Source organism: Bacillus sp. FSL W7-1034 (genome assembly GCF_038593365.1).
GTDB classification, from domain to species: Bacteria; Bacillota; Bacilli; order Bacillales; family Bacillaceae; genus Bacillus; species Bacillus altitudinis.
This window is the reverse complement of sequence record NZ_CP151989.1, coordinates 3,140,187-3,156,507: the sequence shown is the minus strand read 5'-3', so window position 1 is coordinate 3,156,507 and position 16,321 is coordinate 3,140,187. Positions and strand designations below refer to the sequence as shown.

Annotated in this window: 17 protein-coding genes and 1 pseudogene; 17 read left to right on the top strand and 1 reads right to left on the bottom strand. The window is 43.2% G+C overall.

The features are described from left to right. Positions 1 to 124: 124 nt before the first annotated feature. The 17 genes from NST73_RS16355 (at position 125) to NST73_RS16275 (ending at position 15,818) form a co-directional block, all read left to right on the top strand. Positions 125 to 1,300, top strand: coding sequence for an ATP phosphoribosyltransferase regulatory subunit (locus NST73_RS16355; protein WP_017368113.1), 1,176 nt, complete (start codon positions 125 to 127; stop codon positions 1,298 to 1,300). Continuing rightward, positions 1,293 to 1,940, top strand: coding sequence for an ATP phosphoribosyltransferase (hisG, locus tag NST73_RS16350; protein ID WP_259253531.1), 648 nt, complete (start codon positions 1,293 to 1,295; stop codon positions 1,938 to 1,940). The genes NST73_RS16355 and hisG overlap by 8 nt, the downstream gene beginning before the upstream one ends. Continuing rightward, positions 1,937 to 3,226, top strand: coding sequence for a histidinol dehydrogenase (gene hisD / locus NST73_RS16345; RefSeq protein ID WP_342499216.1), 1,290 nt, complete (start codon positions 1,937 to 1,939; stop codon positions 3,224 to 3,226). Before hisG ends, hisD begins: the two co-directional genes overlap by 4 nt. Beyond that, positions 3,223 to 3,807: an imidazoleglycerol-phosphate dehydratase HisB gene (hisB, locus tag NST73_RS16340; RefSeq protein ID WP_342499215.1), complete on the top strand. Its 585-nt coding sequence runs from the start codon at positions 3,223 to 3,225 to the stop codon at positions 3,805 to 3,807. Before hisD ends, hisB begins: the two co-directional genes overlap by 4 nt. Next, on the top strand, positions 3,807 to 4,445 hold the full coding sequence (hisH, locus tag NST73_RS16335; RefSeq protein WP_041091643.1) for an imidazole glycerol phosphate synthase subunit HisH: 639 nt from the start codon (positions 3,807 to 3,809) through the stop codon (positions 4,443 to 4,445). The genes hisB and hisH overlap by 1 nt, the downstream gene beginning before the upstream one ends. Continuing rightward, positions 4,442 to 5,179 carry a 1-(5-phosphoribosyl)-5-[(5-phosphoribosylamino)methylideneamino]imidazole-4-carboxamide isomerase gene (gene hisA, locus NST73_RS16330; protein WP_041507813.1) on the top strand — a complete coding sequence of 246 codons (738 nt, stop codon included), beginning with the start codon at positions 4,442 to 4,444 and terminating at the stop codon, positions 5,177 to 5,179. Before hisH ends, hisA begins: the two co-directional genes overlap by 4 nt. Continuing rightward, positions 5,176 to 5,934, top strand: a complete 759-nt coding sequence (gene hisF / locus NST73_RS16325; protein ID WP_282916971.1) for an imidazole glycerol phosphate synthase subunit HisF — start codon at positions 5,176 to 5,178, stop codon at positions 5,932 to 5,934. Before hisA ends, hisF begins: the two co-directional genes overlap by 4 nt. Next, entirely contained in the window at positions 5,931 to 6,560 is a 630-nt protein-coding gene (gene hisIE, locus NST73_RS16320) for a bifunctional phosphoribosyl-AMP cyclohydrolase/phosphoribosyl-ATP diphosphatase HisIE (protein WP_138279041.1), read from the top strand. Before hisF ends, hisIE begins: the two co-directional genes overlap by 4 nt. 130 nt (positions 6,561 to 6,690) lie before the next feature. Beyond that, positions 6,691 to 8,151: a tetratricopeptide repeat protein gene (locus tag NST73_RS16315; protein ID WP_058336955.1), complete on the top strand. Its 1,461-nt coding sequence runs from the start codon at positions 6,691 to 6,693 to the stop codon at positions 8,149 to 8,151. Positions 8,152 to 8,515: 364 nt separating this feature from the next. Further along, positions 8,516 to 9,889, top strand: a complete 1,374-nt coding sequence (locus NST73_RS16310) for a C40 family peptidase (RefSeq protein WP_024719881.1) — start codon at positions 8,516 to 8,518, stop codon at positions 9,887 to 9,889. Positions 9,890 to 10,123: 234 nt separating this feature from the next. Then, on the top strand, positions 10,124 to 11,074 hold the full coding sequence (trxB, locus tag NST73_RS16305; protein WP_024719880.1) for a thioredoxin-disulfide reductase: 951 nt from the start codon (positions 10,124 to 10,126) through the stop codon (positions 11,072 to 11,074). A 357-nt stretch (positions 11,075 to 11,431) separates the two neighbouring features. Next, positions 11,432 to 11,896, top strand: a complete 465-nt coding sequence (locus NST73_RS16300; protein WP_008348133.1) for an 8-oxo-dGTP diphosphatase — start codon at positions 11,432 to 11,434, stop codon at positions 11,894 to 11,896. A gap of 39 nt (positions 11,897 to 11,935) precedes the next feature. Beyond that, a complete protein-coding gene (rapZ, locus tag NST73_RS16295) occupies positions 11,936 to 12,823 on the top strand; it encodes an RNase adapter RapZ (RefSeq protein ID WP_024719879.1) in 888 nt (295 codons plus the stop codon). Next, a complete protein-coding gene (locus tag NST73_RS16290) occupies positions 12,824 to 13,783 on the top strand; it encodes a YvcK family protein (RefSeq protein WP_008348128.1) in 960 nt (319 codons plus the stop codon). A gap of 17 nt (positions 13,784 to 13,800) precedes the next feature. Beyond that, positions 13,801 to 14,751 (top strand): DNA-binding protein WhiA, encoded by a 951-nt coding sequence (whiA, locus tag NST73_RS16285; RefSeq protein WP_008348125.1) that lies wholly within the window; start codon positions 13,801 to 13,803, stop codon positions 14,749 to 14,751. A 26-nt stretch (positions 14,752 to 14,777) separates the two neighbouring features. Continuing rightward, the gene (locus NST73_RS16280; RefSeq protein WP_342499214.1) at positions 14,778 to 15,035 is read left to right on the top strand and encodes an HPr family phosphocarrier protein; all 258 of its coding nucleotides are present in this window, start codon (positions 14,778 to 14,780) and stop codon (positions 15,033 to 15,035) included. A 39-nt stretch (positions 15,036 to 15,074) separates the two neighbouring features. Then, entirely contained in the window at positions 15,075 to 15,818 is a 744-nt protein-coding gene (locus NST73_RS16275; RefSeq protein ID WP_160757982.1) for an arylamine N-acetyltransferase, read from the top strand. A gap of 51 nt (positions 15,819 to 15,869) precedes the next feature. Here the strand turns inward: NST73_RS16275 and NST73_RS16270 are convergent. Continuing rightward, a pseudogene (locus NST73_RS16270) lies at positions 15,870 to 16,196 on the bottom strand (ribonuclease); the annotation flags it as partial. Positions 16,197 to 16,321: the final 125 nt, after the last annotated feature.

Genomic DNA, 16,321 nt, shown 5'->3' with positions numbered 1-16,321 from the left:
ATTAAGGAAAAAAAGGGGAAAATAAAAATGATTGATTTAATCACTTTATTTTGTTAGCATATTATCATATTAGCGAACTAAAGGATTCGGAATTTTTTGTTTTAATGTGTTGGAGGTGCGGAACATGTTCATGTTTGAAAAACCATATGGTATGCGAGATTCATTACCAGGATTGTATGAGACGAAGAAAAGAGTTAGGCATTCTTTAACAGAGGTCATGAATGGTTGGGGTTATCGTTTAATGGAAACGCCAACGCTTGAATTTTACGATACAGTCGGTGTTCAATCGGCGATTACAGATACGCAGCTGTTTAAGCTTCTTGATCAAAATGGTCAAACCCTTGTGCTTAGACCTGATATGACGGGACCAATTGCGAGAGTGGCGGCTTCAAAGCTTCACGAACAGGCGTATCCGCTTCGAGTCGGTTATGCAGCAAACGTGTTTCGGGCACAGGAAAGAGAAGGCGGAAGACCTTCTGAATTTGAGCAGGTTGGTATTGAATTGATCGGTGATGGTTCGATTAGTGCAGATGCTGAAGTCATAGCGCTTGTCGTGTTTGCATTAAAAAATGCTGGACTTCAATCCTTCAAAATTGCGATCGGGCATGTGGCTTTGGCTGAGACCTTGTTTTTAGATGTACTAGGGAATACAGAGCGGGCGAACGTATTGCGCCGATTTTTATATGAAAAGAATTATGTGGGATACAGGCAGCATGTTAAACAATTGCCGCTCTCATCCATCGATAAAACAAGGCTGCTCCAGCTTTTAGAGCTGCGCGGCGGTCAAGAAGTGACCCAGCAGGCTGAAGAAATTGTGGTGTCACAAGAGGGCAAAGAAGTGCTTGCGGAGTTAAAGGCGCTGTGGGAGACACTTGAAGATTACGGCTGTACAGAATATATCCGTTTGGATTTAAGCATGGTCAGTCATATGAGCTACTATACGGGGATTTTGTTTGAAGTATTTGCAGATCATGTTGGGTCTGTGATCGGAAGTGGAGGAAGGTATGATCAATTGCTTGCTCACTTTGATGCACCCGCACCCGCTACAGGCTTTGGACTTCGATTAGACCGTCTTCTTGAGGCGCTCGACGCAAAAGAAATAAATGAGCCCCAAGAGGCTGTGATTTTTAGTAAAGAACAGCGGCTTGAAGCATTTGATTTTGCAGAAAAAGAGCGGACAAAGGGCAAAAGGATTGTTCTCCAAGACTTAGCAGGTATTGAAAATATCGATGCCATGACCAAGGCATTTGAGCAAGTGACTTATTTTATCGGCGCTAGAAAGGAAGAGCAAAATGGGTAAAGTGTTGACAATGGCAATGCCAAAGGGGCGGATATTTGAAGAAGCAGCAGGGCTATTAAGACAGGCTGGATATCAGCTGCCGGAGGAATTCGAAGATTCAAGAAAATTAATCATTGATGTACCGGAAGAAAGTCTCCGCTTTATTTTAGCGAAGCCAATGGATGTGACGACATATGTAGAGCACGGTGTAGCAGATGTGGGCATTGCAGGGAAAGACGTCATGCTTGAAGAAGCAAGGGATGTGTACGAAGTGCTCGATTTAAACATTAGCAAATGTCATTTAGCTGTAGCGGGCTTGCCGGGAGCCAGCTGGGGCGGTGTCGCGCCGCGTGTGGCCACAAAGTACCCAAATGTCGCTTCTTCTTATTTTAGAGAACAAGGTGAGCAGGTGGAGATCATTAAGCTAAATGGTTCCATTGAATTAGCACCGCTCATCGGACTTGCCGATCGAATTGTTGACATTGTCTCCACCGGTCAAACACTTAAGGAAAATGGGCTTGTCGAAACGGAACATATTTGTGACATTACGTCACGTTTTATTGTCAATCCTGTGAGTTATCGAATGAAGGATGCGGTAATCGATGAAATGGCGCAGCGTCTGGCAAGAATCATCGAAGGAGAAGGGGAGGAAACATCATGAACATCACCTACATACAAGAAGGTGAGACAGACACTCTCTCACTCAAGCGTTCTCTAGATACAGGAACGGAAGAGCAGCGATTGGCTGTTCAGCGAATAATCGAAGAAGTGAGAAAAAATGGTGACGAAGCCGTACGGTCTTTCACGAAGCAATTTGACGGTGTCTCTATTGAACAGCCACTTGTGACGGAGGATGAAAAGACAAAAGCCTACGAACGTTTGGACCCGGAGATGATCCAAATCATCCAAACGGCGATCCGGAATATTCGAACATACCACGAGCGTCAGCTAACCTCCTCTTGGTTTTATCACCAAAAGGACGGCTCAATGCTAGGTCAGAAAGTAACACCGCTCGATGCGGTCGGTGTATATGTCCCAGGCGGAACGGCCGCCTATCCATCATCTGTTTTAATGAATGTGATCCCGGCACTTGTAGCCGGCGTTGAGCGAATTGTTCTTGTGACACCGCCAGGAAAAGACGGTCGTCTGTCTGACGCTGTACTAGTAGCAGCGAAGGAGCTGGGCATTTCAGAAATGTACAAAATGGGTGGTGCTCAGGCGATAGCTGCTCTTGCATATGGAACGGACAGTATCCAGCCTGTTGATAAAATCACCGGTCCAGGAAACATTTATGTAGCACTTGCCAAACGGGAAGTATTTGGTCAAGTAGACATTGATATGATTGCGGGCCCAAGTGAAATTGCTGTTTTAGCAGATGAAACGGCAACCGCACATGAGGTGGCAGCTGATTTGCTTTCACAGGCAGAGCATGATGCATTGGCATCTAGTATTTTGGTGACACCATCTAAAGGATTGGCTGAAGCAGTGCAAGCAGAGGTGCAAGCGCAGCTGGACACTTTGCCAAGGAAATCAATAGCAGCACAATCTATTCAAGACTATGGCCATATTTACGTGACAGAATCCTTGGATCGTGCAGTTGATATCGTGAACCAGTTAGCCCCAGAGCATTTAGAAGTGCTGACGGCGTATCCAGAATCACTACTTGGTCAAATCAAGCATGCTGGAGCAATTTTCTTAGGGCGTTACAGCCCAGAGCCGGTAGGGGATTACTTCGCAGGACCGAACCATGTGCTGCCAACAAACGGGACAGCAAGATTCTCCAGTCCGCTTGGCGTCACGGATTTCCAAAAGAAAACGAGCATCATTTCATATAGCAAAGGAGCCTTTGAAACACATAGGGAAAGCATTGCGGCTTTTGCAAGATTAGAAGGGCTTGAAGCACATGCAAGATCGATTGAAGCGAGAAAGCGGGAGGAATCAGAATGAGACAGTCGGAAACAGCGAGACAGACAAATGAAACGAACATTTCGTTAGCGCTAGAGATTGATGGTGAAGGAAAAGCAGATATTCAAACAGATGTCCCTTTTATGACGCATATGCTCGACTTATTCACAAAGCATGGGCACTTTAACTTATCTGTAGATGCAAAAGGAGACACAGATGTCGATGATCACCACACAACAGAAGATATTGGCATCGTGCTTGGACAGATGTTTAAAGAAGCGCTCGGGGATAAAAAAGGAATTAAGCGCTACGGCTCTAGTTTTGTTCCAATGGATGAAACACTTGCCCAAGTCGTCGTTGATTTAAGCAATCGTCCTCATTTGGAAATGAGAGCTGATTTCCCGAGTCAGAAGGTCGGCACCTTTGATACGGAGCTGGTTCATGAGTTTCTTTGGAAATTTGCCCTTGAAGCACGAATCAATCTTCATGTGATCGTTCACTATGGAACCAATACCCACCATATGATTGAAGCCATTTTTAAAGCGATGGCACGCGCCTTAGATGAAGCAACAACCATTGATCCGCGTGTGAAAGGGATTCCGTCGACAAAGGGGATGCTCTAATGATTGGCGTCATTGACTATGGAATGGGAAATTTGTTTAGCGTATCAAAAGCACTGGAACGAGCAGGAGCGTCTTATATCGTGTCTTCTGAAGTAGAGGAGCTGAAAAAGGCAGATGCGTACATTTTGCCAGGCGTCGGTTCGTTTCGTGATGCGATGCAGCTGTTAAGACAGACAGGACTTGAGGCGTTTATCCACCAAGTCGTGCAGGAAGGAAAGCTGTTATTTGGCATTTGCCTTGGCATGCAGTTGTTGTTTGAAGAAAGTGAAGAAGCAGGAAAAACAAAAGGGTTAGGCCTTTTAAAAGGACGTGTCGTTCTTTTGAAGGATCGTGATCAGGATGGACAAAGGCTGAAGGTGCCTCATATGGGCTGGAATGAGCTCACATTTCATCAGCCGTCACCATTATTTGACGGTGTGCCGGAAGGATTTGCATACTTTGTTCACTCTTATTATGTGAGCGGCATGAATCCAGAAGATCTATTGGCAAGTGCGCCCTATGGCGTTCAAGTACCTGCCATTGTTGGAAAGGGGAATGTGTTTGGAACGCAGTTTCACCCTGAAAAAAGCAGTACAACAGGAATGGCACTGCTGAAACAGTTTATTCAATTAGCAAACGAACAGAGGGTGAGCAAATGAGTGATTTTACATTATATCCAGCAATTGATATGAGAAATGGCAAATGTGTACGACTTGTGCAAGGAGACTATGACCAAGAAACCATTTATGGAGACTCACCGTTAGACATGGCGAGACGGTTTGCAAATGAAGGAGCGAAATGGATACATCTCGTTGATTTAGATGGCGCAAAAGCAGGAAAACGCGTGAATCACGAGCATGTGCTGGCGATTGCTTCCTCATTAGATGTGAATGTCCAAATTGGCGGCGGCATTCGGACAGAAGAAGATGTTGCATTTTATTTAAACAATGGCGTATCGAGAGTCATTCTTGGCAGTTCAGCGGTGTCAAACCCGGTTTTTGTGAAAAAAATGTTGGCGCAATATGGGGAGAAAATCGCCATTGGCATTGATGCACGAAACGGTTTTGTATCGACTGAAGGGTGGCTTGAAACATCGGAAGTGAAGGCGGAGGAACTCGGTAGGGAACTGGCAAAGGAAGGCGCAGAGGTCTTTATTTTCACTGATATTCAAATGGATGGCATGCTGTCTGGTCCAAATGTGGAAAGTACAGTTCGATTAGCAGAAGCAACTGGCAAACAAGTCATTGCCTCAGGTGGTGTCAGTGCAGTAGGTGATCTGCAAAAGCTATCAGCACAAAAGCAGACAGGTGTGTCTGGTGCAATCATTGGCAAGGCGCTGTACACAAAGCAATTTACTTTAGCAGAAGCGTTTGAAGGGCTTGACAGCATATGATGACAAAACGAATCATTCCATGTCTTGATGTAAAGGAAGGGCGTGTGGTCAAAGGGATCCAATTTCTAGGGTTGAAGGATGCTGGTGATCCGGTCGAATTAGCGCAGATCTATGACGAGGAAGGTGCGGATGAACTCGTCTTTCTTGATATATCTGCCTCTCATGAAGGCCGAAAAACAATGGTGGATGTGGTGAAACAAGTTGCATCCACTCTCGCTATCCCATTCACGGTGGGTGGCGGGATTAACCACCTTGATGACATGAAGCGTATATTAAGAGCGGGGGCAGACAAGGTGTCTGTGAACACAGCGGCTGTTTTAAGACCGGAGCTAATAACAGAAGGAGCCGACTTTTTTGGTTCACAGTGCATAGTTGTTGCGATTGACGCGAAATACGATGAAGAGAAAAAAGCATACATGGTCTATACGCACGGAGGACGCCGTCAAACGGATTTAGAAGTGAGTGACTGGGCGAAAGAAGCCGTGCGAAGAGGAGCAGGCGAGATCTTGCTGACTAGCATGGATGCCGATGGTGAGAAAACGGGATTTGAGCATCGTTTGACGAGGCTTGTATCAGAAGCAGTCACAGTGCCAGTTATTGCTTCAGGAGGTGCTGGCAATGCGCAGCATATGCTGGAGGCTTTTACAAAAGGTGAAGCTGATGCCGCACTCGCAGCCTCTATTTTCCATTATAAAGAAACCTCTATTCAAGAGGTGAAGACATATTTGAGAGAACACGGGGTGAAGGTAAGATGAAACAGGCAAACGAATTAATCTTTAATGATGCAGGTCTCATTCCTGCCATTGTACAGGATGCTCAAAGCAAGGAAGTTCTTACTTTGGCGTATATGAATCAAGAATCCTATGAAAAAACATTAGAGACAGGGGAAACATGGTTTTTTAGCAGATCGAGAAATGAGCTTTGGCACAAAGGAGCTACATCTGGACACACCCAGCGTGTTACATCTATTCGCTATGACTGTGATCAAGATGCCCTGCTTGTTCTAGTGACACCAAGCGGCCCAGCCTGCCATACAGGCAGCTATAGCTGTTTTTCAGAAGATGGCGTGAAACAGCCAAGGGGAGAACAAGACCGCTTTGCCATTTTAAATGAACTGGAACAGGTCATTGCGAAACGGCAGATGGAAATGCCAGAAGGAGCTTATACGACCTATCTTTTTGAAAAAGGAGTCGACAAAATCCTGAAAAAGGTAGGGGAAGAAGCTTCTGAAGTTATCATTGCGGCGAAGAACCGTGATCAAGAAGAATTGAAATGGGAAACAGCAGATCTCCTGTATCACCTTCTTGTGTTATTACGTGAACAGCAGCTGCCTCTTGATGATGTATTAAAGGTATTGAAAAAGCGCCATCAAGGGGAATGAAAAGCTGGGGGTACCCCCGGCTTTTTGCTTTTAAATGAAAAACAAATCCTTCCTTTCCTTTTGTTCTATGTGACGACTCATGAAGTATGTTATACTACACACGGTACACTGTTCGAAATGGAGGGTATCGGTGAGTAAATACACTTCTCAAAATAATCACACACAAGTCGTCCAGCTATTCCAAGATGGGCATTACTTTTTTCATAAAGGTCTAAAAGCATATAGAGAAAGAAATCTGTCTAGGGCAAGTAAGCTGATACAGCGGGCCATCGTACTTGAGCCTGAAAATGTAGAAATGCTGTCGCAGCTTGCCATTATTTATACTGAAATGGGTCATTACCAACAATCAAATGAACTGCTTGATTTTATCCTTGAACACTTGGATGAGAATATGTCAGAGTGTCACTACTTTAAAGCCAATAATTATGCGAATCTCGGTTTGTTTCAAGAGGCATATAGATGCGCCACTGCTTATGCTGCGCTGGAAGAAGACGGGGAATTTGCAGATGAAAATGACGATCTCCTCGATCTGCTTGATATGAGTGACGATGTTGATGAAGATTTTCCTTATGATCAGGATGATCTGATTGTAAAGCAGGATCAAGCCAACCATTTGCTAGAAAGCGGCAGGCTAGATGAAGCAATCGAGATGCTGGAACAGATGATTGTTGAGTATCCAGAGTTTTGGTCAGCGTATAATAATCTCGCTTTGGCCTATTTTTATTCTGGCCAAATCGATCAGGCAAAAGAAATGTTGAACCGGGTCCTTCATGAAAATCCCGGTAATCTGCATGCCCTTTGTAATCAGCTTGTTTTCTATCATTATGAAAAAGAAGAAGAAAAGGTCAATCTGTTAGCGAAGCAATTAACGCACGTGTATCCAATATTAAGTGAACAGCGTTATAAGCTTGGCGCAACATTTGCCCTTGTTGGAGAATTTGAATGGGCATTTAAATGGCTTTATTCTTTGTATAAAACAGGTTTCCAAGGTGATAGTACGTTTTTATACTGGCTGGCAAGTGCAGCCTATTATACGGGCCACAAAACGCTGGCGCAAACCGTCTGGGATAAGATGGTGGAAGAAGATATTGATGCAGATGAAATCAAGCCGTGGCAAGATAAACCAGAGGAGTCTGAGCCAATGGTTTCAATTGAGGAACGACTCACTGCCTACTATGTTAGCAAACAAAAAGGTGAACGTGACGTCTTGCAATCTGTTCTTGATTCCCGCGCTGCGAAAACGGCCTTTGAACAGCAGTTTATTGAGTTACTTTTATATGAAGATGAAATGGAAGAACGATCGTTTTCAGAAGATGCGGTCTTCGCAAAACAGGCGGCATCTGCTTTGGAAGAAGCGGTGCAGCCTGATAGCCACATGCCATATTTTTGGTTATTCCATATTATTCAGCAAGCACGCGCTTCAGGCGTAGAGAAGAAAAATGCCATTGCATGGGCAGCAGCTTCTTATTATCTATGGATGAATGAACAAGAAGAATCAGCTGTCAGCAAAAAAGAGATCGCAGCTTCTTTTCAGATCAGCGTTCAAACGCTGTCAAAATATGAGAATATTATTTGTGCGTTCATGGTTTGAATAGGTAAATAGATTCAGATAACAGCAGCATGGCCGAAAAGGTCATGCTTTTTTCTTGGATAAAAAGGTGGGATTTGCTAGGATTTGGCGAAGTATGACAATCTCGACATCTATTTGAAACATAAATGTAATAAAAATATTAGCTCATTTTGTCGATGTGTCATGTATAATGAAACTCGTGGATTAAAACAAAGACATATATTTAAATATTTTACTATACATAATGCAACACCTAGTGATAGAAACAATCTGGTCAACATCTGACTGAATCATCAGGAAGAAAGACACAGGAAGCACAGATTGGTCGCAGAGAATTTGCTGCTTTCTCATGTCGCTTGGGAAATTGTCAAAGGAGGAACTATACGTGAAAAAGTTTATTACTTTCGGTTTAGCTTCGGTGATTGGAGCGAGCGGTTTATTTATTCCATTTACTCATGAAGCAAATGCACAGAACTTTGAACAAAAGAAACAAGAACTAGACAGCAAGCAGTCAGAGGTAAACAAGAATCTTCAAAAGAAAAAAGAAGAGCTTTCAAAGCTTGAGGCAAAACAAGAGGCACTTGCGCTAAAGCTAAAAGAAATTGACGAAAAAGCTTTAAAAACAAGTGATCAAATCGAAGAAAAACAAAAAGAAAACGAAAAAACAAAAAAAGAAATCAAAGCACTGAAAAAAGAAATTGCTGATACAGAAAAACGTATCGAAGAAAGAAACGAATTCTTGAAAAAGCGTGTACGTGCGCTTCAAGAAAGCGGTGGTTCTACGAAATACATAGATGTATTACTAGGAGCAAAAAGCTTTAGCGATTTCATCAGCCGTGCAGGTGCTGTATCTACATTAATCAACGCAGACAGCGAAATCATTAAAGAACAAGAAAGAGACAAAGCGGAATTACAAAAGTCTGAAAACGAATTAAACACAAAGCTTGAAGATGTTCAAAAGACGCTTGCAAAGCTTGAAACACTTCAAACAGACTTAAATAAACAGCTTGATGAGAAAGACAAGCTATTCAAGCAAGTGAAAAAGCAAAAAGGAAGTGCCTCTTCTCAAATCAGCGAGTTAAACACTGAGGCAAACAGCATTGCATCTGAAAAAGACGCAACAATCGCTGCTCAAAAACAAGCTGAAAAAGAAGCAAGAGAAGCTGCTCAAAAAGCAAAAGAAGAAAAAGCACAAAGACAACAGCAGCGTCAAGCTAGTGTTCAAGCTGAAGACAACAGCTCTAATAACGACAGCGGTTCTTCTTCAAATAACAGTGGATCTTCAAATAACAATAGCAGCAGTTCACCAAGCAAAAAGCCATCTTCTGGCGGTGGATCACCTGTCAGCAATAATGTAGGCGGAATCGAAGGTGCAATCAGCACAGGTTCTACGATTGTAGGACAATCTCCATATAAATGGGGCGGCGGCAGATCACAAGCCGATATTGACGCACGTCGTTTTGACTGTTCTTCATTCGTTCGCTGGGCATTTGCATCAGCAGGCATCAACCTTGGACCAGTTGGCGGTACAACAACAGATACGCTTGTAGGTAAAGGAAGAGCTGTAAGTGCATCTGACATGAAACGCGGAGACCTTGTGTTCTTTGATACGTATAAAGTAAATGGACACGTTGGTATTTACTTAGGAAACGGTACATTCTTGAACGATAATAGCTCTCGCGGTGTTTCAGTTGACTCTATGAGCAACGTTTACTGGAAAAAAGCATTCAATGGCGTTGTAAGAAGAGTCGTTGAATAAATCATTACTTACTATATAACCGTAAACAGGCTTCCTTAAACAGCAGTTTAAGGAAGCTTTTTCTTTTTTTGAAGATATGAGCAAATGATTCGCTTATTACCCGCAGATTTAATAGGATATGGGTAAGGAATAAAAGCTAAGAGTGGAAATGATGCTCTCTGTCATGAATGGAAGCATCACCCAAGGGCATTCTAATAAGAAATGCTAGCAGCAATTGAAGAGGGAGTGACAGTTGTGTCAGAAGAAAAAATCTACGATACGATCATCATTGGAGCGGGTCCTGCCGGAATGACAGCCGCTGTTTATACATCACGGGGAAATCTTTCAACACTGATGATTGAAAGAGGAATTCCAGGCGGCCAAATGGCGAATACGGAAGATGTCGAGAACTATCCGGGCTTTGAAAGCATCTTAGGGCCGGAACTTTCAAATAAAATGTTTGAGCATGCAAAGAAATTCGGTGCCGAGTATGCGTATGGCGATATTAAAGAAATTGTAGATGGTGAAGAGTACAAAATCGTCAAAGCTGGTTCCAAAGAATACAAAGGACGCTCTGTCATTATTGCGGCAGGTGCTGAATACAAAAAAATCGGTGCACCAGGCGAAAAAGAACTTGGCGGCCGCGGCGTATCATACTGCGCGGTATGTGATGGAGCCTTCTTTAAAAACAAAGAGCTTGTCGTGATTGGCGGAGGAGACTCAGCAGTAGAAGAGGGTGTTTACCTCACTCGCTTTGCATCTAAAGTCACTATTGTCCATAGACGCGACAAACTGCGTGCCCAAAGCATCTTACAAGCACGTGCATTTGATAATGAAAAAATCGACTTTATGTGGAACAAAACCGTCAAAGAAATCAATGAAGAGAACGGGAAAGTCGGCAGTGTGACATTAATTGATACCGTGACAGGTGAGGAAGAAGACTTCAAAACAGATGGCGTCTTTATCTACATCGGTATGCTGCCGCTGTCTAAACCATTTGAAAATCTAGGGATTACAAATGCAGAGGGTTACATTGAGACGAACGAAAGAATGGAAACAAAAGTTGAAGGAATCTTCGCAGCTGGAGACATTCGTGAGAAAACACTTCGTCAAATCGTCACAGCAACAGGTGATGGAAGTATTGCAGCACAGAGTGCACAGCATTATGTAGAAGAGCTTGCTGAAAAGCTAAAAGCAATGAAATAAACAGCTGTCGTAAATCCTTAATATTGCGTCACGGGCTTTTAACTGGAATGTAACACGGGTGAAACAATTATCCGTTATGATGAAACTAGTAATTGACCCCCTTTTATAAGGAATACATGTTTGGCACGGATGTGAATCCGTGTCCTTTTTTTTGCTTAAAATCAGAAATTCACGAGATGTTCACAAATGACGCATGGAGAACCGTTAGATGTTGTAAAATAAAGAATAGATAAAGTGCCCGTCACCATATTCATACGAAAACCTGTCTGTTTTCAGTGAAGAACGGGCATGTTCATTGTGGGAGTCATGATGAACCTGTATAATAAGAAAAAGACATAAAAGAGTAGGTGACAGCTGATGCAACGAGTAACCAATTGTGTGCTGCATCACGAAGATCAAGTTCTCTTGCTGCAAAAGCCAAGACGAGGCTGGTGGGTAGCACCTGGCGGCAAAATGGAGAGCGGAGAATCGGTCAAGGATTCAGTCGTTCGAGAATTTAGAGAAGAAACAGGCATTTATATTTTAAATCCGCAGCTAAAAGGCGTGTTTACCTTTATCATAAAAGAAGGCGATCAAATCGTTCAAGAGTGGATGATGTTCACCTTTATGGCAGATTCCTTTACAGGAAAAAACGTATCAGAGTCGGAGGAAGGCATTTTAAAATGGCATGATGTAAAAGATGTGCCCAGCTTGCCGATGGCTCCAGGAGATTCCCATATTCTTGACTTCATGTTGAAAGGGAAAGGACTTCTCCACGGCACTTTTACGTATACACCAGATTTTGAGCTGATTGCTTATCGATTAGATCCTCAAGGAGACTAATAAATGAACCGTTTTCATAAAGAAGGAGAGGGAGCAGGCATGAATACGCACAAACAAGATGATATTCAGCTTGTGATTATTACAGGGATGTCAGGTGCGGGGAAAACCGTTGCCATCCAAAGCTTTGAAGACTTAGGTTACTTTTGTGTGGATAACTTACCGCCATCACTTTTACCGAAGTTTCTAGAGCTCATGAAGGAATCGAATTCAAAGATGAGCAAGGTGGCCCTTGTGATGGATTTGCGCGGACGCGAATTCTTTGATAGCTTAATTGCTGCCTTAGATGAGATGAGTGATATCGGCTGGATCACACCAAGGATTCTATTTTTAGATGCAAACGATAAGGTGCTAGTCTCAAGATATAAAGAAACGAGACGTTCTCATCCCCTTGCGACAACAGGTTTGCCGCTCGAAGGAATTGAGATGGAACGCGATCTGTTAGAAGAGTTAAAAGGCCGGGCTCAAATGATTTTTGATACATCGGATTTAAAACCCAAACAGCTTCGAGAAAAAATTGTCGCACACTTTGCCACGAGCCAAGGGCAGGTGTTTACAGTGAATGTGATGTCCTTCGGTTTTAAATACGGTCTGCCGATTGATGCTGATCTTGTATTTGATGTGAGATTTCTGCCGAATCCTTACTATATTGAGAGCATGCGTCCACAGACTGGAAACGATGAAGAAGTACGCTCCTATGTAATGAAATGGAGCGAGACACAAAAATTCACAGAGAAATTAATTGACCTTCTCAGTTTTATGCTTCCGTCCTATAAACGAGAAGGGAAAAGTCAGCTGGTGATCGCTATTGGCTGTACAGGCGGACAGCATCGATCAGTGACGCTAGCGAACTACTTATCGGAGTATTTTAAAAATGACTACTATACACATGTCACTCACCGGGACATTGAAAAGAGAAGCAGAAAATAGATGACGACATTACCAAAGGTTGTCATTCTTGGCGGAGGCACTGGCTTATCTGTTTTACTTAGAGGATTAAAGACAAAGCCAGTGGACATTACCGCCATTGTGACGGTAGCTGATGATGGAGGCAGCTCAGGCAGACTGCGACATGATTTGAATATTCCGCCTCCAGGCGATATTCGAAATGTACTTGCGGCACTCTCTGATGTCGAACCGCTTGTAGAAGATTTATTTCAGCACCGTTTTAATAAAGGGAATGACTTAACAGGCCACTCTCTCGGCAATCTCATTCTTGCGGCTATGACGAATATAACCGGTGATTTTTTTCATGCCGTCACAGAAATGAGCAAGGTCTTAAATGTGAGAGGAAAAGTATTGCCAGCAGCGAATTCAAGTGTTGTTCTTCATGCGGAATTAGAAAACGGGCAAGTGGTAACAGGAGAATCAAAAATCCCAACCTATGGTGAGCGAATTAAACGAGTGTTCCTCACACCCGATACGATTGAGCCGCTCCCAGAATCGATTCAAGTCATTCGTGAAGCCGACTTGATCGTCCTTGGACCTGGCAGCTTGTATACAAGTATCTTGCCAAACTTGCTTGTACCGCATATTGGCGAAGAAGTCATTCGTTCTAAGGCGAAAAAAGTCTATATTTGCAATGTCATGACACAGCCAGGGGAAACGCTTTCCTACAGTGCAGCTGATCATGTGCAGGCACTAAACGATCATATGGACCGACCATTTATCGATACGATATTTGTGAACAATAAAGAAATTCCAGAAGAAATCAAAGCAAAATATGCAGAAGAACAGGCGCAGCCTGTACAATTCGACACAGATGTACTCAAAGCCATGGGACTAGAAGTCATCCCTGGGGAAATCATTACATATGACCAGCATGTGATTCGTCATGATACGTTGAAAGTAGCTGCGCTGCTTGTCGATTTGCTGCATCAGAAAAAATAGGAATGGGGGTGGCAAGGATGTCATTTGCATCCGAAACAAAAAAAGAGCTGACTAATCTGGAAGTGAAGGACTGCTGCACAAAAGCAGAGCTTTCTGCCCTCATCCGTATGAACGGTTCATTATCTTTTTCTAATCGAAAATTGATTTTAGATATACAGACAGAGAACGCAGCCATTGCAAGACGTATTTATACCCTTTTGAAAAAGAAATACGATGTGACTGTCGAGCTGCTCGTTCGTAAAAAAATGAGATTAAAAAAGAATAATGTGTATATTGTCAGACTGGTAGAACGAGCGAAAACCATTTTAGAGGACCTAAAGATATTAGGTGAACAATTTGTATTTGAACGCAACATTTCAGAAGAACTTGTGAAGAAAAGATGCTGCAAGCGTTCCTATATGAGAGGTGCTTTTTTAGCAGGAGGTTCTGTGAATAATCCAGAAACCTCTTCGTATCACCTTGAGATTTTTTCACTATACAAAGAACATAATGATGCCCTTTGTGAGCTCATGAATCAATTCCATCTTAACAGTAAAACACTTGAACGCAAAAAAGGCTTTATCACATACATGAAGGAAGCGGAGAAAATTACGGAATTCTTAAGTGTTGTGGGTGCTCATAACTCATTGCTTCGTTTTGAAGACGTGCGCATCGTCCGAGATATGAGGAATTCAGTGAACCGGCTCGTCAATTGTGAAACAGCAAACTTGAATAAAACGATCGGTGCCTCACTGCGCCAGGTTGAAAATATTCAATTCATTGACGAAAAGATTGGACTAGACGCCCTGCCAGATAAGCTGCGTGAAATTGCGCAACTGCGTATTGACTACCAAGAAGTCACATTAAAGGAACTTGGCGAAATGGTGGAAAGCGGCAAGATCAGCAAATCAGGCATTAATCACCGTTTAAGAAAGCTAGATCAAATTGCAGAACAATTAAGAAACGGACAAGCTGTTACACTCAAATAGGGAAATAAAAAAGGGAGGCAGATCATATGGTGGAAAAAACGGTCACAATTCAGCTGAAAACGGGTTTGCAGGCACGTCCGGCTGCTTTGTTCGTTCAAGAAGCCAATCGTTTTGGTGCTGATATTTTTCTAGAGAAAGATGGGAAAAAGGTCAATGCGAAGAGTATTATGGGACTGATGAGTCTTGCGATCAGCTCTGGGGTCACCGTCAAACTAATAGCTGATGGAGCAGATGAACAAGAAGCCATCGAGGCGTTAACGGATTTTATCAATCAAGAAAACTGAGTCTCTTTCAAGGGCTCAGTTTTTTTAGGAGGGAAAGTTGTGATTCAATCAGCCTTTTTACAGAAAATTGGATACGAAGCCGCGTCCATTACGTTTGATCAATTACCGGATTTACTAAGGAAGATGGCTTATACCTTTCCTTTTGAAAATAGATCTGTGGTGGGTAAACACGCCTATGCTTTGGATCAAGAAGGTTTGAAGCATCATCTTCTGGAAGGCAGCAGAGGTGGGCTTTGCTATGACCTCAATCCGCTCTTATATTATGTCTTAAAAGAGGCAGGTCTCGCCGTAAAGCTCGTTCAAGGGACCGTATATAACAAAGAAGCAGAGAAGTGGGCACTGGATGGGACGCATGTAGCCATCGTCCTTCAACATCATCATGAGCGCTACCTCATTGATGCAGGATTTGGTGTGAATTTACCCCTTCAGCCCGTCCCTTTTACAGGTGAATGGGTGGAAGCACCGTCCCTTCGTTTTCGCGTGAACGCAGAGGAAACAGAAAAAGGAACCCATCTACTCCAATTGGATAGGGGAGCAGGTGCTGAAACAGGTTATGCTTTCACATTAAAAGAAGTCGGTGAAGATACACTTGTGCAATTGCGGCATGAGATTTATGAAAATGAAGCCTCTCCTTTTAACAAAAGGCTGCTTGCATCCAAACTGACACCAACAGGTCGTGTGATCGTGACAGAGGATCATGTCACGATACATGAACAGGAAGAAGTATCGAAGAAATCACTCTCACAACCGTTTGAGGAGTACGTACAAAAACTGCTTCCGTAAACAATATGAAAAAAGACAGCCCTTTTGACTTAGGGCTGTCTTTTTCATTGATTAACGAATCCTCGTAAATGTCGCATAGTGATCGGTTGTTTTATAAATGAGCCAGTCACTTGAGTATACTAGGCGGTCAGCATTACGGAAACCGGAGACGTAGTTGATGTCGGCTTCACGCCATGTACGGCCACTAGCGGATGGAAGGCGTCCCTCCCGATTAGAGAATACGTCTCCACCGATGCTTTTGCCTGGCGCGACTTCAGCTAAATTTCCTTTTGATGCCACCCATCCGAGGGCGCTCGCTTGTGATTTGGTGATGTAATTATCAGGTAGTCGTTTATAGCGGATTAAGTAATCTGCTACACCATCAAAGGTATTAATGACGGCAAGGGTACGAAGGTCTGGTGCAAGCTGTACGGAAGCAGTCTCATTTGTGGCTGTTGGTGTAAGTGGTGTTTCTGCATGGACTTGCTGCGGGATAAATCCAGAAAACAGAATGGCAGCAATCA